Source organism: Exiguobacterium sp. ZWU0009, assembly GCF_000798935.2.
In the GTDB taxonomy this organism is placed as follows: domain Bacteria; phylum Bacillota; class Bacilli; order Exiguobacteriales; family Exiguobacteriaceae; genus Exiguobacterium_A; species Exiguobacterium_A acetylicum.
Map to the genome: position 1 here is coordinate 1,053,506 of NZ_CP018057.1, position 23,983 is coordinate 1,077,488.

Below are 23,983 nucleotides of genomic sequence, written 5' to 3' on the forward strand. Positions count from 1 at the left end.
GCCCTCATTTCATGTTTTTTTCTAGTGTAAGAGGAAAAAAATGGATTGTCAATCAGAATCGTGACGGGAGTTCCGGGCAACGAGTGTAAAGGGATCGACCATCGATGTCGCGGCGGCTTCGTCTTGAGCACGAGATACCGATAGCTTGATTGGTTTTAGTTGCTGGCGGAAGCGGAAAGCCCGTTCGAGTCGACTCATGAATAGATTGCTGAAAAAGACAACCAGTGCTAGTCCAATCAATGGAACGAGGAACATATGATTGAGCCACGACGTCGCTGAAAACTGGTTGAAGTAATAACCGAACATCGAGGACCACTCAAAAATCGTTGGGGCAGTTCCGACATGTAAATTAACCGTTCCAGCGAAGAAAATTTTGAAAAGTGATAAGTGAACGAGTAACATCAACGTTTGAATGAACTGTTGCATAAAGACGATTGTCAACGTCGGAATAAGGTGTGGCCAAATATGGCGTCTGAAACGATGCCATGGACTGCCACCGAGCGTCTGAGCGACAATCATGAATTCTTGACTAAGCAACTGACGGGTCTCAGCAATCAGATAAAGCGATAAAGAGGGGAGACCAAGCAAAATCAAGACGATTAATTCGAACGATACACGGTCGAACAACGGTGGGATAGCAGTCGAATCAAAGAACGTAAGTGATGGAAGCAAAATGAGTAACGCGACAAGAGAGAGCGGTAAAACTAAAAATCCATCAAGAATAAGTTTTAAGTATCGATTGACGCGAGCACTTCTAAAAGCTAGCGGAATCGCAATCACTAGCGAAAGAAACATTCGACCGAGCGCAACAATCATACAAATACCGGCTGTCCATTTAAATCCTTCAATCATCAATTGAAAGAGGTCATTGCCAGAGCGGTCTGTACCGAGCCATTGATCACTTGACGGTTTTAGTGGTGACGTCGCAAGGAACGTGCCGTCTTCAGCATACCAGTTCGAAATTTGATCGACTTGACCATCACGGAAGATTGTATTTCCAAAACTAAGCAGCAGTAAACCAGCGAGTAAAACTAAACATAGCCAGAAGATAGGATCTCGCATCAAAGTACGACGCATCAAATGCCCCCTTTCCAGGCGTTCGGAATTAGCCATTCTGCCAGTAAATCAATGATAAAGATCGGCAGATAGATTAAGAACAAGATGACCATCAAAATCGGCATTTGTCCATTATAAAAGACGAACCGGAACATACCTTGGACTTCGAATGTGTATTCAATGATTACGAGACTCGATAAGACCGTAATGATATTCGCTCGGAAAAACAGATAAAACCGATAGATCATTGTCGGAATCAAGTGTTTCCAGAAAAGAGCGGCAGGACGAATCCCTTTAGCCCGTGCAAGTTCAAGGAAAGGAGCAGCTTCCTGTTCGAGTACTTGCGTCGTCAACCATTTGATGAAGAAGAATAGTGTTGTCAACGTTAGGGTAAGAATCGGTAAAAAACGAATGTACTCAGCATAGGATCCCGCAATTTCGATTTTGTCATACCCGGTCGTTTTAAACAGATAAAGGACAAGGAATTGTGAAAGAATGATCCAGAACAGATCCGGAACCATCTCAAGCGTCCGTGTCGTCTGTTTCAGCATCATGCGTGTTTTGCGGCCACTCCGATAAAACAAATAAGCATAAAAAATCGCACACACAGCGGAGACCAGCATAGCTGTCGTAAAGATGATTAACGTCTCTTTAATAAAGGGACTGATGGTAGGAAGCAATAAGAACTCCTTTTGAGCGGTTACGTTAAAATAGGTAATCTCATCAAGTTTCGTTAATTGAGCAAATTGTTGCTTCAGACCTTCCCAGTAGCTTGCTGGGTTGAATTTCATTTGCGCAACGAGCGCCGGAAGGGCGCTGATCGCAATCAAGACAAAAAAAGCCACGATGAGCTGAATTGATTTTCGGGCGATAAAAAACATGAAGGGAAAAACTCCTTTCTTTGGATCCTCAACCGATAGCGAGGATCCGGTCATTGCCAATTTGGATCAACTGACTGTTCATATGTTTCCGGCGCAGTACGTAGCGTTCGAACTGTTGCGTTGCGATGAACGAATCACGCGTCGAGACCGTCGAGAGCGTCATCAGGACATGTTTTAATTGTGGTTGTCCTTCTTGTAATGAGAGATGCGTCATTCGGTTCGCTCCGTCGAGTCGATTGAGGAATAGTTCGATCTTACAGCCTTCTTTGATTAATTCACTGATCAGGAATGCGGCTTGTTCAATGAACGTCTCAAATTGTTGATGGAGACCGTAACCGCTCGGGGCTGATAAATTCAAGGCAATCGTAAACGTATCCTGATTGCTCGTTTCGAACACTTTCGCCTGCAGGCGACCGGTCTTCGCCGTCGCATACCAATCGATTTCTTTTGACGGTTCCGCCGTATAGGGTTTTGCACCAAGTTGAACGAGTTTGTTCTTGAGCGGTGAGTAGCGGTCTGGTCGATCACCGATCCGTAAACGTTGTAAAAGAAGCGGCGTCGCTTGCGCTGTCAAGGACGGTAAAACCGTAAATGAAGGATACGTATCGAACGTAAAGAGATAGACGCCCATCTTCCAAGGCAAGCGAATCGTCAAGATGATCTCATCGAACTCGGCCGGTCCACGGCGAACCGTCTGAATCGGAATCGTCACCGCGTCTTCAGAGTCAATCACTGCATGAAATGTTGCCGGGTGTAGTGGGTCCATCTCCGGGAAGATGACTCCGCCATCTGTGTGCAAACGAAGTGTCGCTTCGAGCCCAAGCTGATTCAAGGCTTCGACGCCGAAGACTTGTAAGTGGAGCGACGTCTGTTCTTGATTGAACATCAGGGATTCATAATGTTTCCATTCGATTGCGACGTCCCGTTGGAGCTGCTTTTCTGTTCGCCCGACGACGAAATGAATCGTCGCCAAAGCTGCGAACAGGAAACCGAGGACGGAAAGACGCGGAATGAAGAGGAAGATGAACGTCATCGTGACGTACAGTGGAAAAAGTCGGCGTTCAAGCCAAAACGGGACGGAATGTTCAATCTGCATGATTCGTCACCCCATCTCGACCGGAACCGGCACGTCGCCCAGAATATGCGTCAAGACAGCCGCTTTCGTCGTCTTGATTCCACCTTCAAGTGTCAGTGTCAGGCGGTGGGACAGGACATGTTTTGCAAGATATTTGATATCTTCCGGGATGATGAAGTCGCGTTGATTCAAGAACGCGTAGCTTTGCGAGGCGCGAAGCAACGCAATCGCTCCACGCGGACTGACGCCGACTTCAATGAGTTCATGGTTTCGTGTCGCTTGGACGATATGGAGCAAGTAATCGAGCACGTCTTGCGATGCATGGACGCGGCGTGCCTCTTCCTGCCAGGAAATCAAGTCACCGCCTGACGCGATGCCGACAGCTGACCGACGGACGTTCGTCAGAATCTCAGACAATAACCGGCGTTCGTTCTCAAAATCCGGATAACCGACTTCGATTGCGACCATGAATCGGTCGAGTTGGGCGTCCGGTAGTGGGAACGTTCCTGCCGATTCAATCGGGTTTTGTGTCGCAATGACGAAGAATGGGGCCGGCATCTGATAGGTCGTTCCACCGATCGAGACCTGACGTTCTTCCATCGCTTCGAGCAGTGCCGATTGTGTCCGCGGAACAGCGCGGTTGATCTCATCAATCAAGACGACGTTCGCGAATAATGGACCGCGTTTATTCTCGAACTCCTGCGTCTTTAAGTTGAAGAAGTCTGAACCGATGACGTCTGACGGGAGAAGGTCCGCCGTGAACTGGATCCGCGAGAAGGCACTCTCAAAGCTCTGAGCGAGTGCCTTGGCAAGCATCGTTTTCCCTGTTCCCGGTACATCTTCAAGGAGGATGTGTCCTTCAGCGATGAGTGCCGTCAGACAGAGATCGATGACGTCCGGTTTACCGAGATAGATCGAATTGAGTTGGTCTTTTAATTGTTGTAGTTTCATAGGAAATCCCTCCAAGGTTAAATGGTTGAGTAGCGTGCTAATTGTTGTTCAAAGCGCAGAATCTCATCGTCCGTGACGATCGTTTCTGACACGTCACCGTAGCGGATATCCCGATATAACTGAAAGTCGACAGGGGCCTCAATCCGACGTAACCAGTCTTCAAGCGTCTCGTTCGGACGACGTTGCTGACTGCGTGGTAAGTGTTGCTCAAAGCGGATGACGAGATTACGGACACGTGAAGATGAATATGATGCATACAGATAAGGCGATTTTCTTAAAGAAGCAGGACGAAAGATCGATTGAGCTAGTGGAACGTCATCGGTCAACTCTCCTTTAGGACTGCTCCGTTTTTTCACGCGACGCGATTGAACGAGTTTCCAGACCATGAAACTAAACAAGCTGATTAAAATGACATATTGTAGATAAGAAAGAGGGGAGTCAGAGGCATCCGCTTTAAGGGATTTCCAAAGCTCCTTTGGACCAGGTATTCGTGCGATTGGACTAAATGGCATCTTGTCTCTTGTTTTAACATGAGAGTGACCAGGATCAGTTTTACGATCAATGTCTCCATCTACGTATCGCCAGTCTGATGGATTTTTAACAGGACCCGGCATGATGTAATGCGTATAGACGTATGTTGTGACGGTTTGAAACAAGAACAGACCAATCAAAATGACACCAAGCGACATGATGAAGCGTTGCCGTAACACAAGCGATTCTCCTTCCTGTATTTAAGGAAAAAATATCCATATGTACTTAGGAAGATTTTAGCATACACGCTTAACAAATAAAAACAATTTTCTGAAAATAAAGACGATGTGAGACGATTCATTTTCAAGTGGTGAGGGTATGATGGAATCAGTGGTTCTTGAAAGAGAAAGGGTGTTTTGTATGAAATTGATTATTTTTGGAGCGACGGGTCAAACGGGGCAAGAACTGGTCAAGCAAGCGATCGATCACGGGCATGAGGTCACAGCGTTCGTCCGTAGTCCGGAAAAACTGACACTACATGATGAACGGTTACATGTCGTTAAAGGCGACGTGCTCGATCAAGAAGCGGTGACGGCTGCTGTTGCCGGACAAGAGGCTGTCCTGACGGCTCTTGGCACAGAGAGTCTTGCATACAGTGGCTTTTTAGAACGGAGTCTCGTCCGGATCGTGACAGCGATGAAAAAACAGGGGGTAGACCGGATCGGTTATGTTGCGTCTGCCGGTGTTGATGATGAATTACCGGGTGTACAAGGGATGCTCGCTCAGCGGATTCTGAAAAATCCACTAAAGGATCACCGTCAAGCGATCGCGCTTTTGCAACAAGCGGATTTGAACTACACGGTAGCCCGACCACTCCGTTTACTGAACGGTCCGTTAACGGGACTCTATCGTCAAGCAGATACAGGTGTACCGGAAGACGCAAAACAGATCAATCGCGCAGATGTGGCGCATTTTCTCTTACAGGCAATCGAGACAGAGGATCATATTAAATCGAGTGTCGGTTTAGCAGAATGAAGAAAAAAGGATTCTCCCATATATGGAAGAGTCCTTTTTGATTGCTTATTGTTGACGATAGACGGAGACCGAACCACCGTTAACGAAGAATTGACCGTAGCCATCTTGGTTGATCGTAACCGACTTCGTGTTGTTACCGGTGATGTCTGTCCAAACTTCTCCTTTGTTCTGAAGACCGACGTACATCCACTTGCTACCGCCAGGACCATCTGAAAGGATTGTCGCAAGACCGGATTTCGCTCGGTCTGAGACGCCTTCACGTGTCCAACCGATGATATCTTGGTTATCGAGGTAATCATTTTGTTTACCGAACGCGAAGTCCTTCCGTGCTTTGAGTAACGGATCAATCTTCGAAGCGAGTGCTGGAATTTCGCGATTCGACGTGCCCTTTGTACCATAGTAGTCACCATAAAAGACCGACGGATAACCTTGTTCACGTGTCAGGATCATCGCGTAAGCAAGAGGTTTGAACCATGACTGAACCGTTGATTCAAGCGATTGTCCAGGTTGCGAATCATGGTTCTCAACGAGTGTGACGGCCTGGACTGGATTACTCTTAACGAGAGTACCGTCAAAGATCGTCCGCATGTCGTAATACCCGCCGCCTTTACTTGCCTGTTCGAACTTATAATGAAGCGGTGCATCAAAGACGGATTGTTGATAATTCGTTCGGCTTAAGTAGTTTTGCAACGTGCCGAGATCGTTCTGCCAATACTCTGCGACTGTGAACAATGGTTTACCCGTCGTCTGACGAACGTTTGCGAGCCAGTCCGCTAAGTAACCGTGTTTGATATGCTTGACGGCATCGAGACGGAACCCATCAAGACCAAGTTCGTTGACGTACCATTTTCCCCAGTTCTTCATTTCTTGCTGGACTTCTGGATGATCGAAGTCGAGATCCGCATACATCAAGTAATCATAGTTGCCATTTTCAGTTGAGACATCCGTATCCCACGCTTTACCGGTACCGCGGAACTTGTAGATGGCGCTTTTTGAACGCGATTGATCCCAGTCCGTGCCGTCGAAATGGTACCATTTCCATTTGAAGTTTGAGTATAGGTTATTTCGTGCTGCAAAATTGAATCCCGTCCATGCCTGGATTTGATAATCGCCCGAGATTTCTTGATTACGGTTACCCGGATTGATTTCGACTGCCGTGACGGCTTCCGTGAAATCGGCGCCACCTTTATGATTCATGACGACATCGCCATAGACATCGATTCCAGCGGTATGCAATTGTCCGATTGCCGTTTTTAATTGCGCCTTTGTGCCGTATTTCGTACGGACCGTTCCTTTTTGGTTGAACTCACCTAAATCGTACAAATCGTAGGCACCGTACCCGACATCATTTTGCGAGGTACCTTTGTAAGCAGGGGGAATCCAGACCGATGTGATCCCGAGCTGATCGAGCTTTGTTGCGTCACTCCCGAGACGGTTCCAGTGGTTACCGTCATTTGGCACATACCATTCGAAATACTGCATCATCGTTCCGTTGTCTGCCGTTGCGCCGACTGCAATCGGTTGCGCAAGTGGCGCTAAAAAAGCAGCAGATGCGACGGTTGCTAAAATCCATCTTTTTTGTTTCACGTAAAGACCTCCTCATGATTTGTGAAAGCGCTTGCATTATTTATTATAGGGAAGCTTTAGACAGGAGGAATATCGTCCCGGATTCTTATTTGTAAGTCTCTTTTGTTCGTGACTTTTGACCCTAGAATATTTCTTCTGAAGAACTATTTTGATGGGATTGACGTCATGAATGAAAAAAATCAGGACCATCTAACCGTTGCCTTTCAATGAATATTCTGAACGACGACTCATCTTCAAAAAAGCAGGTCTATCGTCCATCTTCCACCAGGAATGGATTCGGTGTGAAAATGAGCGTGTAACATCCGCTTTCATACATACTATTTAAGGGGGAACACACATGAACTGGAAGTCAAAGGTCACAGGTGCGCTTGCTGCAACACTTGCGCTCGGGTCAATCGTCTTTACACCGGTCACAGCAAAAACAGTTGATCCAAAACAAGTTTCAGCTGGTCCGCAGATGGTTACGTCACAATCGACGATCGATGCGTACTATTTACCAGCAGCGGGGAAGACAGGGGCAGCGTTGAAGGCATCGCTGCACGATATCATCGACAACCATACACAAGTGTCATACGACACGGTATGGACAGCACTGAAAGAAACGGATCAAGATCCAAACAATGCGAATAACGTCATCGAGTTATACACGGGGAAATCGATTTCAAAGAGCAGTAACGGTGGGAATGTCGGTCAGTGGAATCGTGAACATGTCTGGGCCAAGTCACACGGTGACTTTGGTACGACGAACGGTCCTGGAACAGACTTGCATCACTTGCGTCCGGAAGATGTCGTCGTCAACAGCGCACGTGGGAATCTAGATTTCGATAATGGCGGTACGAAGTACAGTGGATGTGATTGCTACCGCGATAGCGATTCGTGGGAACCACCAAACCGTGTCAAAGGTGATATCGCGCGGATGATCTTCTACATGGCGGTTCGTTATGAAGGTGGCGGAGAAATCGATCTCGAAGCCTCAGAAAACGTCAATAATGGTTCGAACCCGTTACACGGCAAATTGTCGACGCTGAAAGCATGGAATAAGCTTGACCCAGTCGATAGCTTCGAGAAACGTCGCAACGATGTCATCTTCGAGAAGTGGCAAAAAAACCGGAATCCGTTCATCGATCATCCGGAATACGTAACATCAATTTGGGGAAATTGATGACGAGTCAATCAATAGGAAAATGCGATGTTCTCAAGAGAAGAGAAGATCGCATTTTTTATGCTGTGAAGCACCACGGTCTTGAAACTTTTTGAAGAATCATGCGTAGTGCTTACCGTAAGCCATTTTTTAGTAGAAAGGTCGTACGGTATGATCAAACGCACGTTTAACAAACGAAACATCAAATGGATGGTTGGTGGGGGGCTCGTCGCTTGTGTCGCCTTCTGGTACAGTGTCGGTATTTTCGTCAATAAAGGGGAGCGACCACTCGCTGATGGGACGTCACCGTATGTCATTGTCCTCGGTGCGGGTGTCAAAGGAGAAAAACCTTCGCAAATCCTACATAATCGGATTCAGGCAGCTGCTGCATATGGGAAACAACATTCAGAAGTCCGCTTCATCTTAAGTGGTGGACAAGGTCAGGATGAAGATATTTCAGAAGCAGAAGCGATGCGACGCGGAATGATGGCGTCCGGGATTGCTGAAGAGCGATTGATCCTTGAAGCCGACTCGACATCAACGACAGAAAATCTAAAGTTTTCAAAAGCGTTGTTGCCAAAGGACGTCCGACGCGTCTCAATCGTCACGTCGGATTTCCACTTATACCGTGCTCGTAAAGAAGCACAGCAACTCGGTTTACGGACGGATGCGATTCCGGCTGAAACGCCACTTTCAGGAGTTCTTCGATTCGGGATGCGCGAACGCGTTGCGATCGTTGTTCAATTTCTACGCTAAAATCCCCGACACGCTAAACATGTCGGGGAGAAAGAAGAAGTGCATTGAATGATTAGATGCCTTCACCTTTATGTTTTTCCTCAGAAGATTGAGAGTCATTTGCTTGTTTGTCGGAAGCATCATGCTCTGCTGGTGGTTCTTCTTTGCCGAGTGCGACATCCTTCGCTTCGACGACTTTATTGCTGATAGCATTTAAGTCACCTTTCGTCTCATTTACTGTCTCTTTCACCGTAGAGGCATCTGACTTCACCGTTTCAAGTTCTGTGTTCACTTTATCATAGACATTCTGAACATCAGACGCGACTTCTTGTATGATGCTTGAAGCACTCTTCACTTGAGTGATGACTTGTGATGCTTTACCTGAAGGATCTTCCTTGATGGAAGAGGCGAGGGTCGAGACGGAATCTTTCGCACCACGTAAACTCTGTTTCGTATTTTGGCGGGACGAAGAACTAAGTAGCGTCAATAGACCGCCAACAAGGGCACCGAGCAACATCCCTGTGACGAGGTTGATTTGACGACCTGATGATTCTTCCTGATCGAACTGGCGATTCGGTTGTTCTGCGTGTACTGCGTGTGGATCATGTTGAAGCTTCGGTTCCATGATGAACACTCCCTTGAGATAATATTTGACCATGATATGGATATACCCTTGTGACTGAATCAAAAACATCTAAAAAAAACATGTATTTGAAATGAAACAAAAAAGACCACCGTGATATGATGGTCTAAGAGGTTCATTTGTTGAATGAATCATCATCTTTTTCGTGACGAAGTTTTCGGTTGATTTCATCATAATCGATTTCGATATCATCTTTGTTCCCCTTGTAGCCATATCCTTTGGAAATGACGATAATCGAGGCGACCAAGACGAATACGATGATGAGAATGGAGACGACATATAACCACATAGTCCACTCCTCCTTTCGTTCACTTTCTAGTATGACGGAAAACGCAGCTTCCGTCTAAACGAAATTGTAGGTTGTGTGCTAAACTAATTTCAGATAAACATGTTAAACGGAACGAGGTGACGGCGGATGAGTATTTTGGTCGTAGATGATGAGTTAACCAATTTAATGCTCTTAGAGCGCTTGTTAGAAAATGAAGGCTATGACGTCGTCAAAGCAATGAGTGGGGAAGAAGCAATCGAATTAATGGACGATCCGTTATTCATCGAACAGTTGGACGTCGTTCTCCTCGACGTCGAAATGCCAGGGATCAGCGGAATCGAAGCGACACGTTTGATTCGAAAACGGTTTGGTCTCGATGAATTGCCAATTCTGATTGTTTCCGGGCGATCAAACGAAGAAGATATCGTTGATGGACTGAATGCAGGGGCATCCGATTATACAACGAAACCAATCCGTAAAACGGAATTGCTCGCGCGAGTTCGTAACGCGATCGGTCTGAAGCAAGCAATCGATGCGCGAAAACGATATGAAAAAGTATTACAGGAAGACTTTGATTTGGCGCAAAAACTGCAACAGAGTGTGCTCAGTGCGAATATTGAAGACGATGAGATCCGCATCATGGCGACGTATATCCCGTCTAAGAAACTAGCGGGAGATATGTACGCCTGGTACCGCATCTCTCAGAATAAATACGGCATCATCTTGTTTGACGTCATGGGACACGGTGTCTCTTCTGCGCTGATCACGATGGGAATGAGCTCGATTTTATTCGAACTCGTGCACCGGATTGGTGATCCAGCACAAGTACTCGAAGAATTGAATCAGCAGATGAGTCGATTGTTCCCAGGAGACGAGACAGAAATCTATTTCACTGCCGTTTACCTCTACATCGACCTAGATGAGATGAAGCTCAGCTATGCGAACGCAGGGCACCCGCCTGGTTTGTTGCGCATGAATGATCAAATCATTCCGCTTGAGAATACGGGACTTCCTGTCGGTATGTTTGAAGACTCGACATATTCGAGCAAGACGATCGACATCGTCTCACCAGGATGTGTCTACCTGTACACGGATGGTTTCATGGAATTGTACAGTAAAGGTATCGATGAGGGAATCCACGCTATCCAGAACCTGATCGAACAACAAGGACCGAACATCCATCAGTTGATTCAACCGGATCAGAGCGATGAAGCGGATGACCTGTGTCTCGTGACGGTCGAAATCAATTAACCTGTAAGTGAAAAGACTCAGCGACGGCAACACCGTCACTGAGTCTTTTTTGAGTCTTACAAGCTCTGAATCTACTTGAACTAAAAGAACCTTCTCCGCCATAGGATAAAAGCTGCTAGACCGGAGAAGAAAATCATCATTCCGAAGACGATCCAGAATCCGATGACTTCTCCTTCCCATGGAACATGAACGTTCATCCCGAACATCCCGGAAATCATCGTCGGAATCGAGATGACGATCGTAATCGAAGCAAGAAACTTCATGACGAAGTTGACATTGTTCGAGATGACGGAACCGAATGTATCCATTGTCGAACTGATGATATCTTTATAGATTTGTGCCATTTCCATTGCTTGACGGTGTTCGACGAAGACGTCTTCGAGTAAGTCCTCATCGTCTTCGTGTTTCTCAAGACTTGGTGTCTTGATAATCCGGTCGAGGACACCGTCGTTCGATTTCAAGGACGTCATGAAATAAACTAATGACTTCTGAAGGTTCATTAATTGAAAGATTTCTTGATTTCGCATCGAACGTTGTAGTTCTTCCTCAAGTTCGTCCATGCGACGATCGATTTGACGCAAGAAACGTAAATACGAAGAACTGACTTTGTAGAGAATCTGGAATACGAAACGCGATCGATAATTCGTTCGGAATCCACGTAACTTACCACTCGAGAACAACGTCAACACGTCGAGCTGTTGCGAACAAACGGTGATAAAATGACGGGATGTCACGATGATACCGAGCGGGATCGTATTATAACGGCGTCCTGATGATTCTTCTTCGATGTAGGGAACGTCGACGATCATCAGAAGACCTTCTTCATCTTTTTCAAAACGTGGTTTTTCTTCCACGTCCAAAGGGTCATAAATGAAATCCTCTGGAATTTTCGTAGCAGCGATGACTTGGTCGGCTTCGTCCTTTGTCGGATTGACAAGATGGATCCAGGAACCTTTCGTGAACTCCTGTATCTCGTTGACTGCCCCGGTGACATCGCTTCGATAAATCGTCAACATATTGTCTATCCCTCCTGCTCTTCACTGTCTCATTATAGAAATAGATACGACGGCGTGTAAATGATTCTCCGATTTTTTTTTATGAAGATTAGTGATAAGATGAAAACAGAGGAGGGGAAGACATGCCTTTTTTTAATGCTAAGAAGCTCGAAGAACTTCAATCGATCGCAGGTGGAGACCACGTGTTCCTTCAAAAAATCGGAGAGACGTATATCGCACAGTTCGATCGGAAATTTCCTGAACTAAAAGATGCCGTCGCCAAACAAGATGCTGAGCAAACTGAAAAGCTGGCTCACTTGTTAAAAGGTGCTTCCTATTCCGTTGCTGCTGATGATTTAGCGGATGATTTCGAACTGCTTGAAAAAGAAGCAGAATCTGGTTCGATGACCGGAACACAAGAAATCGTCGATCGGATTGAGCAATGCATGGTGGAATTCCGTGTCGTCTGGCTCGATGTCTTTACTGGGAAAAACATTGACGCTTTACGTTAAGGATGAAATAAATAGTAAAAGCCGACTTCATGTCGGCTTTTTTTGATTTACAAGACGTAAGAATCCACTGTCTCGATCAGACGACCGATTTCCGGTTTCGTGATTTGTGCATTGACACCAACGGACTCGCCTTTATGACGTAAATCGTCGGAAATCAACGACGAGAAGACGATGATTGGTAATTCACCATAGCGATCGTCCTCACGAAGACGTTTTGTCAAATGGAGTCCATCCATCTTCGGCATCTCGATATCCGTGATGAGGAGATCACAGTTACTTCCTTGTTCGAAAGCATCAAAGGCTTCTTTGCCGTTGATGAACCATTTCAGTCCGTGGTAACCGGCTTCCTCGAGTGTTTCGATGATCAATGTCCGGAGCATTTCCGAGTCTTCGGCAATCCAGATGACTTTGTCGGATCGGTCACGGGACTGCACGCGTCGTCCTTCTTCGCGGGCGAAGATATCCTTGCGTGAGAGCTCAAGTGCGATTTTTTCATAGTCGAGCAGGATAATCATCTTGTCGCCTGTTTTGACGACACCGTTCGTCAGTCCTTCGATGCCACGAGCGAGTTCGTTTGGTGTATCGATCTGCTCCCATGAGATACGACGGATTTCCGTCACGGAATCGACACGCAGGACGCTCTTTTCTCCATTAAATTCACAGATGATCAATCGATCCTCGGTTGCTTCGTCGTGGGGAACACCGATGACCGTCGGCAAATCGATGACTGTCATGACTTCGCCACGCAGTTCAATCAATCCTTTGACAGCGTCCGGTGTACCTGGGAGTGGTGTCATTGGGAGCGGAACGATGATTTCCCGGACCTTCATGACGTTGATTCCGAACGTATATGGACCGCAATGGAAGATGACGATCTCGAGTTCATTCGTACCGGCTTCTAATAAAATATCGTGCTGATTATACATATGGTTGTGCCCCTTTCCATTACCTTCACTTCACTTCTGACTAGTTATCGGCATGCTACGCTAAAAATTCTAGTTCTGAATTGACAAAAAAAGTGTTGTAATCGCTTTCATAATATGTTAAGCAAAAAGTTTGGCATTTGTCTGACCAATTGATTACAATAAGCTATGCAGCCACACACTGAAATGAGAGAGATAAAAATAAATGGAGGTAGAGTGGAATGACTACAGCAACAACCTACACATTTTTACTAGATGGGCAATGGCATGAAAGTGAATCAAAAGAGACGATTGAAATCTCTTCACCATATAAAGAGGATCTTGTCGGTCGTGTTCAAGCGATGACGAAACCAGAAGTCGATCGTGCCATCGCTTCAGCAAAAACGGCACAAGCAGAATGGGCAAAGCAACCGGCAAACAAACGGGCTGAATTGCTTCATGCGTGGGCAACGGAACTCGAGAAACGTGCCGACGAAATCGGTGAAGTCATCATGCGCGAAGTCGGTAAAGGACGTGCGGATGGCGTCAAAGAAGTCAAACGGACAGCTGAAATCATTCGCTACACAGCGGAAGAAGGTCTTCGTTTCGACGGTCAGATGATGCAAGGGGATTCGTTCCCTGGCGGTAGTGCGAAAAAAATCGCAGTCATCAAAAAAGCACCGCTCGGCGTCGTTCTTGCGATCTCACCATTCAACTACCCAGTCAACTTGGCAGCAGCAAAACTTGCACCTGCACTCATGACAGGGAACGCTGTTGTCTTCAAACCAGCAACACAAGGTTCGATCAGCGGTATCTTGATGGTCGAGGCACTCGTCGCAGCAGGTCTTCCAGCTGGACTCGTCAATATCGTCACAGGTCGTGGATCGGTCATCGGTGATTACTTGACAGCTCACCCAGGAATCAACATGATTACATTCACTGGTGGTACAGGAACAGGGCAACATTTGTCTCGTCAATCGGCAATGATTCCACTCGTCCTCGAACTTGGCGGAAAAGACCCAGCACTCGTCCTTGAAGATGCAAACCTGTCACTTGCGGCAGATCACATTATCAGTGGTGCGTTCTCTTACTCAGGTCAACGTTGTACAGCAATCAAACGCGTCTTCGTTCTTGATCACCAAGCGGATGCACTCATTGAAGAACTTAAAACGCGAATCGCGAAATTGACAGTCGGTTCTCCTGAACAAGACAGTGTCGTCGTACCACTCATCGATACGAAATCAGCGGATTTCGTCGAAGGATTGATCACGGATGCAACTGACAAAGGTGCAACGCTCGTCATTGGTGGTGGACGTACGGCAAACTTGATTGAACCAACGCTTCTTGACAATGTGACACGCGACATGCGCGTTGCTTGGGAAGAGCCGTTCGGACCAGTTCTCCCAATCATCCGTGTTAACTCGGTTGACGAGATGATCGCGTACTCGAACGAATCAGAGTATGGTCTTCAAGCAAGTGTCTTCACAGAGAACATCGATGCAGCGTTTGCGGTAGCAGATGCGCTTGAAACTGGTTCTGTTCAAATCAATGGCCGGACGGAACGTGGTCCTGACCACTTCCCATTCATCGGTGTGAAATCATCGGGACTCGGCGTACAAGGTGTCGGACGAAGCCTCGCTTCGATGACGCGTGATAAATTAACAGTTCTTAACTTAAAATAAGTTGTTAACCGACCTTTCAATCTGCGGAAAGGTCGGTTTTTTGTGCATCCGTTTTTGAAGCGCTAACGTATGCTAAACAACAAATGTCATCCGTTGACGCACAAAGTTTGGCGCTATAGCTTCATTCTCTCTATAATGAAAGAAAATGGACGAGAGAAAAGAGGCGTGTAGGCATGACTGTATCAGACGAAATCATTTCGATTCCGATTCCGACACCATTTCCGGTAGGAGACGTGAACTGCTACGTATTACGAACAGAAGGGGAGAACATCCTCATTGATTGTGGCCCCGATACACTTGAAGCGTGGCAAGCGATGCAACAAATCTTGGCACGACATGATCTTCAAGTCGAGGATCTCGATCGTGTCATCGTGACACATCACCATGCGGATCACGCTGGGATGGCGCATCGCTTTTCAGAAAAAGGGATTCCGGTTTACGGACATGCGCGGTTACGCCCGTACTTGGAGCAAGATGAGACGTTCTTGAACAATGGAGATGCGTTCTTGCAGCGATTGGCGACATCGTTTGGTGTTCCGTCAGCCATTCAAGAAATGTTACCAAGCTATCAATCTGCCTTAAAATGGCTTGGGAAAGGTCAGCTCGATTTCACATTACAAGAAGGTGACGCCATCACACCGTCTGGGCGATACCGTGTCATCGAACTACCAGGACATGCGAGTGACCAAATCGGAATTCTAAGTGATGATGGTGTGTTGTTCGCAGCCGATCATTTGCTCGACCGGGTCGAGCCGAACCCGTTGCTTGAACAACTGCAACCAGGAGATGATGCGCTCGTCAAACGACCTGTCCTTGCGTACCTCGACTCCTTAGAAAAACTACAAGGTGAACACATTCGAATTGCGTATACCGGACACGGTGCCCCGATTCGGGATGTCGCGTCACTCGTCGAAGAACGGTTGATGCAACGCAAGGCGCGCGGCGATCAACTACTCAAGTATTTTTCTGGAGAGCACACGTTATTCGAATTAGCACAAGTGACGTATGGTAACCGATTAAAAAAATCATTCCCACTCGTCATGAGTGAAATGAAGGCACGCCTTGATACGCTCGTCGCACGTGGTGCGATTACGGTTGAGAAACGATCAGGTATCCTCTACTATTCGAAAATGGAGGAAGTTTAATGCAACTCATGAACCGGACAATCGTCATCACAGGAGCTTCGAGTGGTCTTGGGGAAGCGCTAGCCCGTACTTTACACAAAGAAGGTGCGAACTTGATTTTAGTCGCACGACGCGAGGAGCGATTACAAGTATTAGCATCTGAACTTCAAGCGCACTACTTTGTCTATGATTTAGAAGAAGCGCCGGAAGCACTGGCGCAGATGTTGGCTGATCGTTATGGATACATTGATGTGTTGGTTAACAACGCAGGTTTCGGGGAATTCAGCTTCCTAGACGACACCTCGATTGAAACGATCGAGTCGATGCACCGAATCAATGTCTTAAGTCCCGTTCGCTTAACGAAAGCATGTCTGCCATTACTCAAAAAAGGTGGCATGATCGTCAATGTTGCAAGTCAGGCGGGCAAGTTGCCGACACCGAAGTCAACGATCTACTGCATGACGAAAGCGGCAATGTTACAGTTTTCGAATGCATTGCGTCTGGAATTACGTCCAAAAGGTATCCATGTCATGACGGTTAATCCCGGACCAATCGCGACGGAATTTTTCGTAAGAGCGGACATTAGCCGAAAGTATGAAAAAAACGTCGCTTCGATCGTCTTATCAAAAGAACAACTTGCACAGACCGTCGTTCGGGCGATGCGGCGCCGCAAGCGAGAAGTCAATGCACCATGGTGGATGGAGCTTTCGGCAAAAGGATACGGCGTTATGCCGCAGCTGATTGAGTGGTTAGGAAAATCAGGTTTCGACAAAAAGTGATGACGGAGGAGAACAACGAATGAAAACAAAAGTAATCAGCTTTCTTGCCTTAAGTACCCTGCTTGCAGGATGTGGGACACCGGATGCAACACCGGAACCGAAAAATGTCTTAGAGACTTCATATCAGACGATTGAAAAAGAAGCGGAAAAATCAACGGTTCGGATGTACATGTGGGGCGGCGATGACGGCATCAATGCCTACATCGATGAGTACGTAGCACCGCGTCTGAAGAAGGAACACAACATCACCTTAGAACGGGTTCCAATCGAGACGGCGGATATCATTCAAAAACTGCGTGCTGAGAAGCAGGCAGGTAAGGAAAAAGGTGTCATCGATGTCGTCTGGATCAATGGCGATAATTTTTTAAATGCTAAAAAAGATGATTTACTGTATGGCGAAATCACGAAAGTCCTCCCGAACATGAAGTATGTCGATGCTGCCGCGCAAAGTTCAGATAGCGGCACAAAAACAGAAGGTTTGGAAGCCGCGTGGGGGAAAGTCCAATACACGTTGCACTATGACGCAGCCGATGTGAAGTCGCCACCGACCGACTTGAAAGCGTTGAAGTCTTGGGTCAAGGAGAATCCAGGGCGCTTCACTTATCCGGAAGTGACGGACTTTACGGGGAATGCCTTCGTCCGCCATGTCATGTATGGTGTCGAATCGAATGAAACGTTAAAGGATCCAAAAGCAGATTTTAAGAAGACATGGGCTTACTTGAACGAAATCAAGCCATATCTTTGGAAAAAAGGGAAGACGTATCCAAAAACGCTTGCGCAACTTGATCAGTTATACGCAAAAGGAGACGTCGACTTTACGATGGGCTTCAACGAACGACGGGCAGAACAAGAAGTGAAGTCAGGTACGTTCCCGAAACAAACACGTCCAATCGTCTTGAAGGAGGGCTCAATCGCGTCGACACATTTCCTTTCTGTACCGTTTAATGCACCGAACCCGAAAGGTGCACTCGTTGCGATCAACACCTTGTTGTCACCAGAGGCGCAGTTGAAAAAATATGATGCAACTTACTGGGGAGACGGTTCAAGTCTTGATTTATCGACACTTGATACGGCAGAACAAAAACAGTTCGCTGATGTACCGGCTGCACCGTCAACACCGAAACCGAGTGTCTTTGAAGGAAAGGTCCGGACGGAACTCGACCCGTCCATCTTTGAGATGATCCGTAAGGAATGGCCGTCTCGTGTGGCGCGGTAACGCATATCCCGCCGCCATCTTGATGGCAGGCATGGTCTTATATGGGTTATGGGTAAGTGTCTCGATGACTTCACCTGCTGATTACCGCGAGCTACTGACGGATGATGTCTTTTTAGAAAGTCTAGCCGTCAGTAGTTACGTGGCGATTGTCAGTACGGTGCTCGCGCTGATCATTGGTGTAGTGCTCGCTCGGCTCTTGAGCAGAACACGACTAGCCGCGTTACTTGCGATTCCGTTATTCATTCCTCATCTAGGAGCGGCGTATCTCGCCATCCTCTATCTCAGTGATGTGCCTGTCATTGGACCGCACGAAGGGAATTATTTTAGTGTCATCCTGACGTATCTATATAAAGAAATTCCGTTCGTCTTTTTTTATCTCTTACCGGTGGTCCGGCGTCTTGATCCACGTTATCAAGAGCTCGGTACGATGCTCGGTTTGTCACCGGTGCGCCGTTTTTGGCATGCGCGAGGTGTATTTTTACTTGTACCGATGCTAGAAGCAGCTTTTATTTTACTTGCCTTCATCCTGTTCGCATATGAAATCCCTGCATTACTTGGTGTGACCTATCCGAAATTACTCGGAGTCTATGCGTTCGATTTATATACACAAGGCGATTTATCAGAGCAACCACTCGCTTTTGTGATGAGTGTCGTTTTGACGGGAGGACTTTTCTTCCTCTTGTTGCTCATGACTGGTTTGACACGCCCACTGGCAGCGAAGATTAGTAGGGGGCGGAGCGAATGAAAAAAATTAGTACTACTGTATTCGTCGTGCTCCTGTTCATCGTCCCCTTGATCGGATTGATTCCGGGGAAGTGGAACTGGAATCCGCGTCTTGAAGCGACGCTTGGTACGACGGTCGCGATGATCTGTGCCGTCGTGTTGTTGAATCATCTCTTCGGATACATGGCAGGAAAAGCGATTGCCTTTCAAGCGGGGAAACGTGTTCGTATAGCGGAGTTCTTGATCAGTTTACCGTTGTTTGTTCCTGTCTTGTTGCTGTCCTTTGGTCTTTATTTGACATGGATTCGTCTTGGTCTAGCAGATCGGTTTTTCGGTGTCCTGCTCGTGTTACTTCTGCCGACCTTGCCATATACAGTTCGCTTGTACACGAACGGATTTCAGGCGCTCGGGGAACGGATGCTCGAACAGATGGTTTTGATCGAGGGGAATCGATTCAAACGTTGGTTCTATTTGACGGGTCCTATGCTTCGATCGACGCTACAATCCGTGACGTTGCTCGTCACGGTGATCACGATCAGTCAGTATGCACTGGTGGCGTTAATCGGTGGTGGGATCGTCCGCATGATCGCACTGGAGGTGTTCCCGGCGTATTCCGGTAATTCTCAAGGGGCGGCGCGTCTCGCGACACTGTGGTTGATCGGGTTGCCCGTTCTCTTTTATGCGTTGCAAGCCGTTATTTTTTCTAGTTGGATACGAATCGTACGGAGGCGTTTAAATGGAAGTCACGATACAACAAGTCAATAAACGATTTGGAACGAAGCGTGTATTATCTGATATCGATTTAAAGATCGCGTCTGGACAATGTGTGGCATTAGTTGGACCGAGCGGTAGTGGGAAGACGACGCTACTCCGGCTGATTGCGGGTCTTGAACGTGTGACGAGTGGAGTGATTCAATTCGGGGATCGAGATGTCACTGTTCTTTCGCCGAATCAACGTGGTGTGACGATGATGTTTCAACGGTCTCTATTGTTCCCACATTTGAACGTAGAACAGAACATCCGTCTCGGTGCAAAACAATTAACATCAATCGAGCTCAAATCCTGGTTACATCGCGTGGGACTCGAGGGAAGAGAAAAAAGTGCCGTCCACGAACTCTCAGGGGGTGAACAACAGCGGGCAAGCTTAGCTCGTGCGCTAGCAAGTCAACCGGACTTCTTGTTGCTCGATGAACCGTTCTCGAGTCTAGATGTACCGAGACGACGGGAACTTCGGACATTGATTCGGAAGTTGACCGAGGAACAAGGTGTCACGACACTCCTTGTCACACACGACCGGGAAGAGGCAATGGCGATGGCGGATGTGGTATATGTCTTAGAACAGGGGCGAATCGTCGATCATGGTACACCAATTACGCTTAGCCAGACAAGTCCGTTTTTTGGCGAAGGCATTCAGATTGAAGAAACATGGCATCCGTTGACGGCAGTCAACTTGGTCTCAAGACCGACGAAGGAAACGGATGAACGTGTTACGATTACAAAAGAACTCATTCAATACGGTGTACGTTTCTACGAAGTAGAACGGGCGTCCGGAGAACGTCTCGTGCTCTCTTCAGACGAGACGATTCAGGTGAAAGAAGGGTATATCGTTAGAAAGGAGGGGTGATATGTTAGATACGCGTGCGCGTAAAATCGTTCAACCCCTATTTGATCAAGGGGCGACCTTATTTAAGAAAATCGGATTATCGGCAACGCAGGTGACGATTATTTCCGGTATCATCGGTGGTGCAACAGGCTTTTTCGTCTATAACGACATGATGGGAACAGCGATTGTCTTGTTATGGATCTCGGGCATGCTCGATGTCATCGACGGAACGATGGCACGAAAAGAGAAGACGACTCCGATCGGCACGATTCTTGACCTTGTTCTCGACCGAATCGTCGAGCTGTCAGTATTGATTGGTCTTGCACTCCGATTTCCGGAAACGCAGGTCGTCATTCTGTTGCTCGTCGCATCATTCGTAATTGGCATGACGATGTTCCTTGCAATCGGAGCGGTCAGTGAAAATTACGGCTACAAGTCGTTTCAATATCAACCAGGACTCGTCGAACGGACGGAAGGATTTTTATTCCTGACAGCGATGATTCTGTTCCCAAGCGCCATCATTTGGATCGCAATCGTCTTTTTGATTGCTGAACTCTATACGGTCGGAGAGCGATTCCATCAAGCTTCGAAGGTGTTACGATGAGTGAACAAGAGATGATCATGACAGTAGATCGAGCGGGCAACCTGCTCGGACCTCGTCCGCGCTCGGAAGTCCACGCAAACGGCTTGTGGCACGAAACGTTTCATTGTTTCGTTTATGATCCAAAGCGGGACGTCGTGTTGCTCCAGCAACGCTCTGAACAAAAGAAGGACTTTCCAGGAATGATCGATATCACGGCAGCCGGTCATTTGCTTGCGAATGAGACAATCGAGGATGGTGTCCGGGAACTCGAGGAAGAGATTGGTTTGACGTGTACATTGGATCAATTGATACCGCTTGGCATCCAGGAAGAGGAGTTTCGGGATGCGTCGCTTTGGGACTGTGAGCGATGCCATGTCTTTCTTGCTCAAAGTGATCAAGCGATAGACGCATACGTCCTCCAGGAAACAGAAGTGAAGCGATTGATTGCTTTTCCAATCGAGCAGTTTGAACGAATCGCTGACGAGTCCATCGAGCGCATTCAGGACACGACAGGCGAATGGTTCGATCGTCGTCAATTCGTTCCGCATCCTTCTTCTTACTGGAGACATGTACGACAAGGAATCGAGCAATTACGTAAATAGAAACAATCGAAAAGCAATAACGCATGAAGACCTACGATCGAATGTGATTTCGCTCGCAGGTCTTTTTTAATCGTACATTCGTTCGACGCAAGAGTAGCGAAATTAAGATATATTTGAGATAATTAAGTATATATACAAAAGAAGGAAAGAAGGTGCAGCCAGTGGCATTACGATTTGCACTACTCGGGCTGCTGACCCAAGGGGAAGCGACCGGTTATGATTTAAGCGCGACTTTTAAAAAACAGATGATCCACTTCTGGACCGCACATCATACACAAATATACCGAGAGTTGTTAAAGATGGAAGAAGCAGAACTCGTGACGAGTGTCCATATCGTCCAAGAAGACTTGCCGGACAAGAAAGTCTATTCCATCACCGATAAAGGGCGTACGGAGCTCGTTGAATGGTTACGTACACCGAATGAATTCAAACCGAAGATGAAGGATGAGAACCTGATGCGGGTGTCGCTTTTGCATCTGCTCCCACCAGAGGAAGCCGTTGCTTATTTGGAAGAGTCGAAGCGACACCATCAATTTGCCGTCGAGATGATGCATAGTTGGCGTCACGATCATCTCGAGAACGGTGCAACACTAGGGGAGACCTTGACGAGTGAGTATGGCTTGCGTATGATGTTGAATTACTTGGATTGGTGTGACTGGGCAATCGCGGAAATCAAAAAAAACGAAGCAAACGTCTAACAACACTGGCTCGATCGTCATGTAGGTGGCGGATTCGAGCCAGTGTTGTTTTTGATGATATGAAGTAAGGAGCTAAACGATGTATTTTAATGATTACGAAGACTGGATTGAAGAAGAAGCGGAAGCCTTATTTCGCTTACATCAGGAACCGTTGACACGAGAAGCAACGTCGTATTCGCAATTCACGGCGTATGTAGAAGAAGCACTACTTGAACCGTTGTTACTGAAACTACGTTGGCTCGGAGAAGCGGAAGAAGAAGAGATTCTAGAACAAGCGGATCCGAGCGTGTGGGAGAATGCCATAGGCAATTCGGAAGCCTCCCTTCGTCGAGATGTATTACGACGAGTCGTCGAGCGAGACTTTACTGCGCATATCCTCGCGTACCTGACACCGATTCTTGAAGCTAGACAAACTGCCTATGAGGCGGAATTAGAGCAGCTTCAATTGGCGCATGCGGAACAAATGGAGGAAGTTCAACAACATGAGCAACAGATTGAACTCGGACCGCCACCTCAAAAGGTCAAAAAGTGGTGGTATCTCAAAGAAAAAGAAGTATCACGTTCCTATACAGAGGAAGAACGATCTGCATTGCAAGCTCAACAACAACAACTCGAGGACGAGTTAAAGCGACTCGAACAAAAAACACGTGAGACAGAAGCTGATCTCGAACGATTGGATTCACTTCACCGTCTATAACGTATGAAAAAATGGAGCATGCGACATGATGTCGCGTGCTCCATTTTGTATGAATACTATCTATTAAGCTTGTGTCGCGAGTTTCGCGAGGACTAGTTTTGCGACTGCTTCACTTGAAGCCGGGTTTTGTCCTGTGACGACATTGCCGTCGATGACGGCGAATTCTTTACCTGCATCCGATGTCAGGAAAGTAGCTCCTTCACCGCGAAGTGTCGTCTCGAGCAAGAATGGTACTTTATCTTCGAGACCTGTTGATTTTTCCTCTTCATCCGTAAAGCCGTTGATTTGACGACCTGATACGAATGGTTTGCCATCGATCATGACGTGCGCAAAGGCAGCAGGACCATGACAAACTGAAGCGACGACGCCATCTTTTTTGATGACGGCTTCAATGGCACCCGCCACTTGTGGGTTATTCGGGAAATCAACGACCGCACCGTGACCCCCTGGGAAGTAAACGGCATCAAACGATGCTGGATCGACTTCCGAGAGTGCTTTCGTGTCGTGCAACGCACGGCGTGCATCTTGGAATTTCGGCAAGATTTCTTTAACGATCGATGCTTTATCGATCGGGACGTCGCCACCTTTGATCGACGTGACTGTCACGTCATGTCCTGCATCCTTGAACAGGTTGTATGGTGCTGCGAACTCCTCGAACCATAATCCTGTTTTGTGACCATTCATGTCATCTGCGCTTGTTGATACGATTAAAATACGAGCCATAATAAAACTCCTCCTCTGTATGAACGTTACAAAGAAGGAGTTTCCCGGAG

At 47.1% G+C, this 23,983-nt stretch carries 27 protein-coding genes; 16 read left to right on the plus strand and 11 right to left on the minus strand.

Going from position 1 to position 23,983, the window contains the following annotated elements; all coding sequences use genetic code 11:
• Window positions 1-48: 48 nt before the first annotated feature.
• Genes L985_RS05375 through L985_RS05395 form a run of 5 tightly spaced genes read right to left on the minus strand, consistent with a single transcriptional unit; the run spans window position 49 to window position 4,673 of the window.
• Window positions 49-1,077 carry an ABC transporter permease subunit gene (locus L985_RS05375; RefSeq protein WP_047390991.1) on the minus strand — a complete coding sequence of 343 codons (1,029 nt, stop codon included), beginning with the start codon at window positions 1,075-1,077 and terminating at the stop codon, window positions 49-51.
• Entirely contained in the window at window positions 1,077-1,937 is an 861-nt protein-coding gene (locus L985_RS05380; RefSeq protein WP_047390994.1) for an ABC transporter permease subunit, read from the minus strand. The genes L985_RS05375 and L985_RS05380 overlap by 1 nt, the downstream gene beginning before the upstream one ends.
• A gap of 28 nt (window positions 1,938-1,965) precedes the next feature.
• Entirely contained in the window at window positions 1,966-3,033 is a 1,068-nt protein-coding gene (locus L985_RS05385) for a DUF58 domain-containing protein (RefSeq protein WP_029341156.1), read from the minus strand.
• 6 nt (window positions 3,034-3,039) lie between these two features.
• Complete coding sequence (locus tag L985_RS05390; RefSeq protein WP_047390997.1) at window positions 3,040-3,963, minus strand: AAA family ATPase; 924 nt, start codon at window positions 3,961-3,963, stop codon at window positions 3,040-3,042.
• A gap of 17 nt (window positions 3,964-3,980) precedes the next feature.
• Window positions 3,981-4,673 carry a hypothetical protein gene (locus L985_RS05395; protein ID WP_047391004.1) on the minus strand — a complete coding sequence of 231 codons (693 nt, stop codon included), beginning with the start codon at window positions 4,671-4,673 and terminating at the stop codon, window positions 3,981-3,983.
• A gap of 181 nt (window positions 4,674-4,854) precedes the next feature.
• On the opposite strand from L985_RS05395, the gene L985_RS05400 reads away from it, so the two are divergent.
• Window positions 4,855-5,469 (plus strand): NAD(P)-dependent oxidoreductase, encoded by a 615-nt coding sequence (locus L985_RS05400; protein ID WP_047391007.1) that lies wholly within the window; start codon window positions 4,855-4,857, stop codon window positions 5,467-5,469.
• A 45-nt stretch (window positions 5,470-5,514) separates the two neighbouring features.
• Here the strand turns inward: L985_RS05400 and amyS are convergent, their stop codons facing one another.
• Window positions 5,515-7,056, minus strand: coding sequence for an alpha-amylase (gene amyS, locus L985_RS05405; protein ID WP_047391009.1), 1,542 nt, complete (start codon window positions 7,054-7,056; stop codon window positions 5,515-5,517).
• A gap of 337 nt (window positions 7,057-7,393) precedes the next feature.
• On the opposite strand from amyS, the gene L985_RS05410 reads away from it, so the two are divergent.
• Window positions 7,394-8,218 (plus strand): endonuclease I family protein, encoded by an 825-nt coding sequence (locus tag L985_RS05410; RefSeq protein ID WP_029341161.1) that lies wholly within the window; start codon window positions 7,394-7,396, stop codon window positions 8,216-8,218.
• A gap of 150 nt (window positions 8,219-8,368) precedes the next feature.
• On the plus strand, window positions 8,369-8,953 hold the full coding sequence (locus tag L985_RS05415) for a YdcF family protein (protein ID WP_083254775.1): 585 nt from the start codon (window positions 8,369-8,371) through the stop codon (window positions 8,951-8,953).
• Between the two features lie 52 nt (window positions 8,954-9,005).
• Here L985_RS05415 and L985_RS05420 read toward each other — a convergent pair whose 3' ends face one another.
• Entirely contained in the window at window positions 9,006-9,557 is a 552-nt protein-coding gene (locus tag L985_RS05420; protein WP_029341163.1) for a hypothetical protein, read from the minus strand.
• 133 nt (window positions 9,558-9,690) lie between these two features.
• Window positions 9,691-9,864 (minus strand): YtzI protein, encoded by a 174-nt coding sequence (gene ytzI, locus L985_RS16860; RefSeq protein WP_143404442.1) that lies wholly within the window; start codon window positions 9,862-9,864, stop codon window positions 9,691-9,693.
• Between the two features lie 126 nt (window positions 9,865-9,990).
• On the opposite strand from ytzI, the gene L985_RS05425 reads away from it, so the two are divergent.
• Complete coding sequence (locus L985_RS05425; protein WP_047391020.1) at window positions 9,991-11,094, plus strand: PP2C family protein-serine/threonine phosphatase; 1,104 nt, start codon at window positions 9,991-9,993, stop codon at window positions 11,092-11,094.
• A gap of 80 nt (window positions 11,095-11,174) precedes the next feature.
• Here L985_RS05425 and L985_RS05430 read toward each other — a convergent pair whose 3' ends face one another.
• The gene (locus tag L985_RS05430) at window positions 11,175-12,110 is read right to left on the minus strand and encodes a magnesium transporter CorA family protein (protein ID WP_029341164.1); all 936 of its coding nucleotides are present in this window, start codon (window positions 12,108-12,110) and stop codon (window positions 11,175-11,177) included.
• Between the two features lie 122 nt (window positions 12,111-12,232).
• Here L985_RS05430 and L985_RS05435 point away from each other — a divergent pair, with 122 nt between their 5' ends.
• Window positions 12,233-12,601 (plus strand): Hpt domain-containing protein, encoded by a 369-nt coding sequence (locus L985_RS05435; RefSeq protein ID WP_029341165.1) that lies wholly within the window; start codon window positions 12,233-12,235, stop codon window positions 12,599-12,601.
• Window positions 12,602-12,648: 47 nt separating this feature from the next.
• On the opposite strand, the gene L985_RS05440 is transcribed toward L985_RS05435, so the two are convergent.
• Complete coding sequence (locus L985_RS05440; protein ID WP_029341166.1) at window positions 12,649-13,527, minus strand: chemotaxis protein CheV; 879 nt, start codon at window positions 13,525-13,527, stop codon at window positions 12,649-12,651.
• Between the two features lie 218 nt (window positions 13,528-13,745).
• Between L985_RS05440 and L985_RS05445 the strand changes: the two genes are divergently transcribed.
• The 11 genes from L985_RS05445 (at window position 13,746) to L985_RS05495 (ending at window position 23,210) form a co-directional block, all read left to right on the plus strand.
• A complete protein-coding gene (locus L985_RS05445; protein WP_029341167.1) occupies window positions 13,746-15,185 on the plus strand; it encodes an NADP-dependent glyceraldehyde-3-phosphate dehydrogenase in 1,440 nt (479 codons plus the stop codon).
• Between the two features lie 173 nt (window positions 15,186-15,358).
• Complete coding sequence (locus L985_RS05450) at window positions 15,359-16,330, plus strand: MBL fold metallo-hydrolase (protein ID WP_047391023.1); 972 nt, start codon at window positions 15,359-15,361, stop codon at window positions 16,328-16,330.
• Window positions 16,330-17,088 (plus strand): SDR family NAD(P)-dependent oxidoreductase, encoded by a 759-nt coding sequence (locus L985_RS05455; RefSeq protein WP_029341169.1) that lies wholly within the window; start codon window positions 16,330-16,332, stop codon window positions 17,086-17,088. Before L985_RS05450 ends, L985_RS05455 begins: the two co-directional genes overlap by 1 nt.
• A 19-nt stretch (window positions 17,089-17,107) precedes the next feature.
• Complete coding sequence (locus L985_RS05460) at window positions 17,108-18,304, plus strand: ABC transporter substrate-binding protein (protein WP_029341170.1); 1,197 nt, start codon at window positions 17,108-17,110, stop codon at window positions 18,302-18,304.
• The gene (locus L985_RS05465; protein ID WP_047391032.1) at window positions 18,291-19,049 is read left to right on the plus strand and encodes an ABC transporter permease family protein; all 759 of its coding nucleotides are present in this window, start codon (window positions 18,291-18,293) and stop codon (window positions 19,047-19,049) included. Before L985_RS05460 ends, L985_RS05465 begins: the two co-directional genes overlap by 14 nt.
• Window positions 19,046-19,792 carry an ABC transporter permease subunit gene (locus tag L985_RS05470; protein ID WP_029341172.1) on the plus strand — a complete coding sequence of 249 codons (747 nt, stop codon included), beginning with the start codon at window positions 19,046-19,048 and terminating at the stop codon, window positions 19,790-19,792. The genes L985_RS05465 and L985_RS05470 overlap by 4 nt, the downstream gene beginning before the upstream one ends.
• A complete protein-coding gene (locus L985_RS05475; RefSeq protein ID WP_047391035.1) occupies window positions 19,764-20,651 on the plus strand; it encodes an ABC transporter ATP-binding protein in 888 nt (295 codons plus the stop codon). The genes L985_RS05470 and L985_RS05475 overlap by 29 nt, the downstream gene beginning before the upstream one ends.
• Window position 20,652: 1 nt before the next feature.
• Window positions 20,653-21,234 carry a CDP-alcohol phosphatidyltransferase family protein gene (locus L985_RS05480; RefSeq protein WP_023467668.1) on the plus strand — a complete coding sequence of 194 codons (582 nt, stop codon included), beginning with the start codon at window positions 20,653-20,655 and terminating at the stop codon, window positions 21,232-21,234.
• The gene (locus tag L985_RS05485) at window positions 21,231-21,815 is read left to right on the plus strand and encodes an NUDIX hydrolase (RefSeq protein WP_029341174.1); all 585 of its coding nucleotides are present in this window, start codon (window positions 21,231-21,233) and stop codon (window positions 21,813-21,815) included. The genes L985_RS05480 and L985_RS05485 overlap by 4 nt, the downstream gene beginning before the upstream one ends.
• 161 nt (window positions 21,816-21,976) lie before the next feature.
• Window positions 21,977-22,513, plus strand: coding sequence for a PadR family transcriptional regulator (locus L985_RS05490; protein WP_023467670.1), 537 nt, complete (start codon window positions 21,977-21,979; stop codon window positions 22,511-22,513).
• A gap of 79 nt (window positions 22,514-22,592) precedes the next feature.
• Entirely contained in the window at window positions 22,593-23,210 is a 618-nt protein-coding gene (locus L985_RS05495; protein WP_029341176.1) for a hypothetical protein, read from the plus strand.
• Window positions 23,211-23,273: 63 nt separating this feature from the next.
• Here L985_RS05495 and L985_RS05500 read toward each other — a convergent pair whose 3' ends face one another.
• The gene (locus L985_RS05500; RefSeq protein ID WP_023467672.1) at window positions 23,274-23,933 is read right to left on the minus strand and encodes a type 1 glutamine amidotransferase domain-containing protein; all 660 of its coding nucleotides are present in this window, start codon (window positions 23,931-23,933) and stop codon (window positions 23,274-23,276) included.
• Window positions 23,934-23,983: the final 50 nt, after the last annotated feature.

Coding starts and splice junctions, on each gene's coding strand:
- L985_RS05435 (WP_029341165.1), top strand. CDS start 12,233: ATGCCTTTTTTTAATGCTAAGAAGCTCGAAGAACTTCAATCGATCGCA.
- L985_RS05480 (WP_023467668.1), top strand. CDS start 20,653: ATGTTAGATACGCGTGCGCGTAAAATCGTTCAACCCCTATTTGATCAA.
- L985_RS05420 (WP_029341163.1), bottom strand. CDS start 9,557: ATGGAACCGAAGCTTCAACATGATCCACACGCAGTACACGCAGAACAA.
- L985_RS05415 (WP_083254775.1), top strand. CDS start 8,369: ATGATCAAACGCACGTTTAACAAACGAAACATCAAATGGATGGTTGGT.
- L985_RS05485 (WP_029341174.1), top strand. CDS start 21,231: ATGAGTGAACAAGAGATGATCATGACAGTAGATCGAGCGGGCAACCTG.
- L985_RS05440 (WP_029341166.1), bottom strand. CDS start 13,527: ATGTATAATCAGCACGATATTTTATTAGAAGCCGGTACGAATGAACTC.
- L985_RS05450 (WP_047391023.1), top strand. CDS start 15,359: ATGACTGTATCAGACGAAATCATTTCGATTCCGATTCCGACACCATTT.
- L985_RS05460 (WP_029341170.1), top strand. CDS start 17,108: ATGAAAACAAAAGTAATCAGCTTTCTTGCCTTAAGTACCCTGCTTGCA.
- L985_RS05385 (WP_029341156.1), bottom strand. CDS start 3,033: ATGCAGATTGAACATTCCGTCCCGTTTTGGCTTGAACGCCGACTTTTT.
- L985_RS05400 (WP_047391007.1), top strand. CDS start 4,855: ATGAAATTGATTATTTTTGGAGCGACGGGTCAAACGGGGCAAGAACTG.
- L985_RS05430 (WP_029341164.1), bottom strand. CDS start 12,110: ATGTTGACGATTTATCGAAGCGATGTCACCGGGGCAGTCAACGAGATA.
- L985_RS05500 (WP_023467672.1), bottom strand. CDS start 23,933: ATGGCTCGTATTTTAATCGTATCAACAAGCGCAGATGACATGAATGGT.
- L985_RS05455 (WP_029341169.1), top strand. CDS start 16,330: ATGCAACTCATGAACCGGACAATCGTCATCACAGGAGCTTCGAGTGGT.
- L985_RS05410 (WP_029341161.1), top strand. CDS start 7,394: ATGAACTGGAAGTCAAAGGTCACAGGTGCGCTTGCTGCAACACTTGCG.
- L985_RS05375 (WP_047390991.1), bottom strand. CDS start 1,077: ATGCGTCGTACTTTGATGCGAGATCCTATCTTCTGGCTATGTTTAGTT.
- L985_RS05445 (WP_029341167.1), top strand. CDS start 13,746: ATGACTACAGCAACAACCTACACATTTTTACTAGATGGGCAATGGCAT.
- L985_RS05425 (WP_047391020.1), top strand. CDS start 9,991: ATGAGTATTTTGGTCGTAGATGATGAGTTAACCAATTTAATGCTCTTA.
- L985_RS05495 (WP_029341176.1), top strand. CDS start 22,593: ATGTATTTTAATGATTACGAAGACTGGATTGAAGAAGAAGCGGAAGCC.
- L985_RS05475 (WP_047391035.1), top strand. CDS start 19,764: ATGGAAGTCACGATACAACAAGTCAATAAACGATTTGGAACGAAGCGT.
- L985_RS05470 (WP_029341172.1), top strand. CDS start 19,046: ATGAAAAAAATTAGTACTACTGTATTCGTCGTGCTCCTGTTCATCGTC.
- ytzI (WP_143404442.1), bottom strand. CDS start 9,864: ATGTGGTTATATGTCGTCTCCATTCTCATCATCGTATTCGTCTTGGTC.
- L985_RS05390 (WP_047390997.1), bottom strand. CDS start 3,963: ATGAAACTACAACAATTAAAAGACCAACTCAATTCGATCTATCTCGGT.
- L985_RS05380 (WP_047390994.1), bottom strand. CDS start 1,937: ATGTTTTTTATCGCCCGAAAATCAATTCAGCTCATCGTGGCTTTTTTT.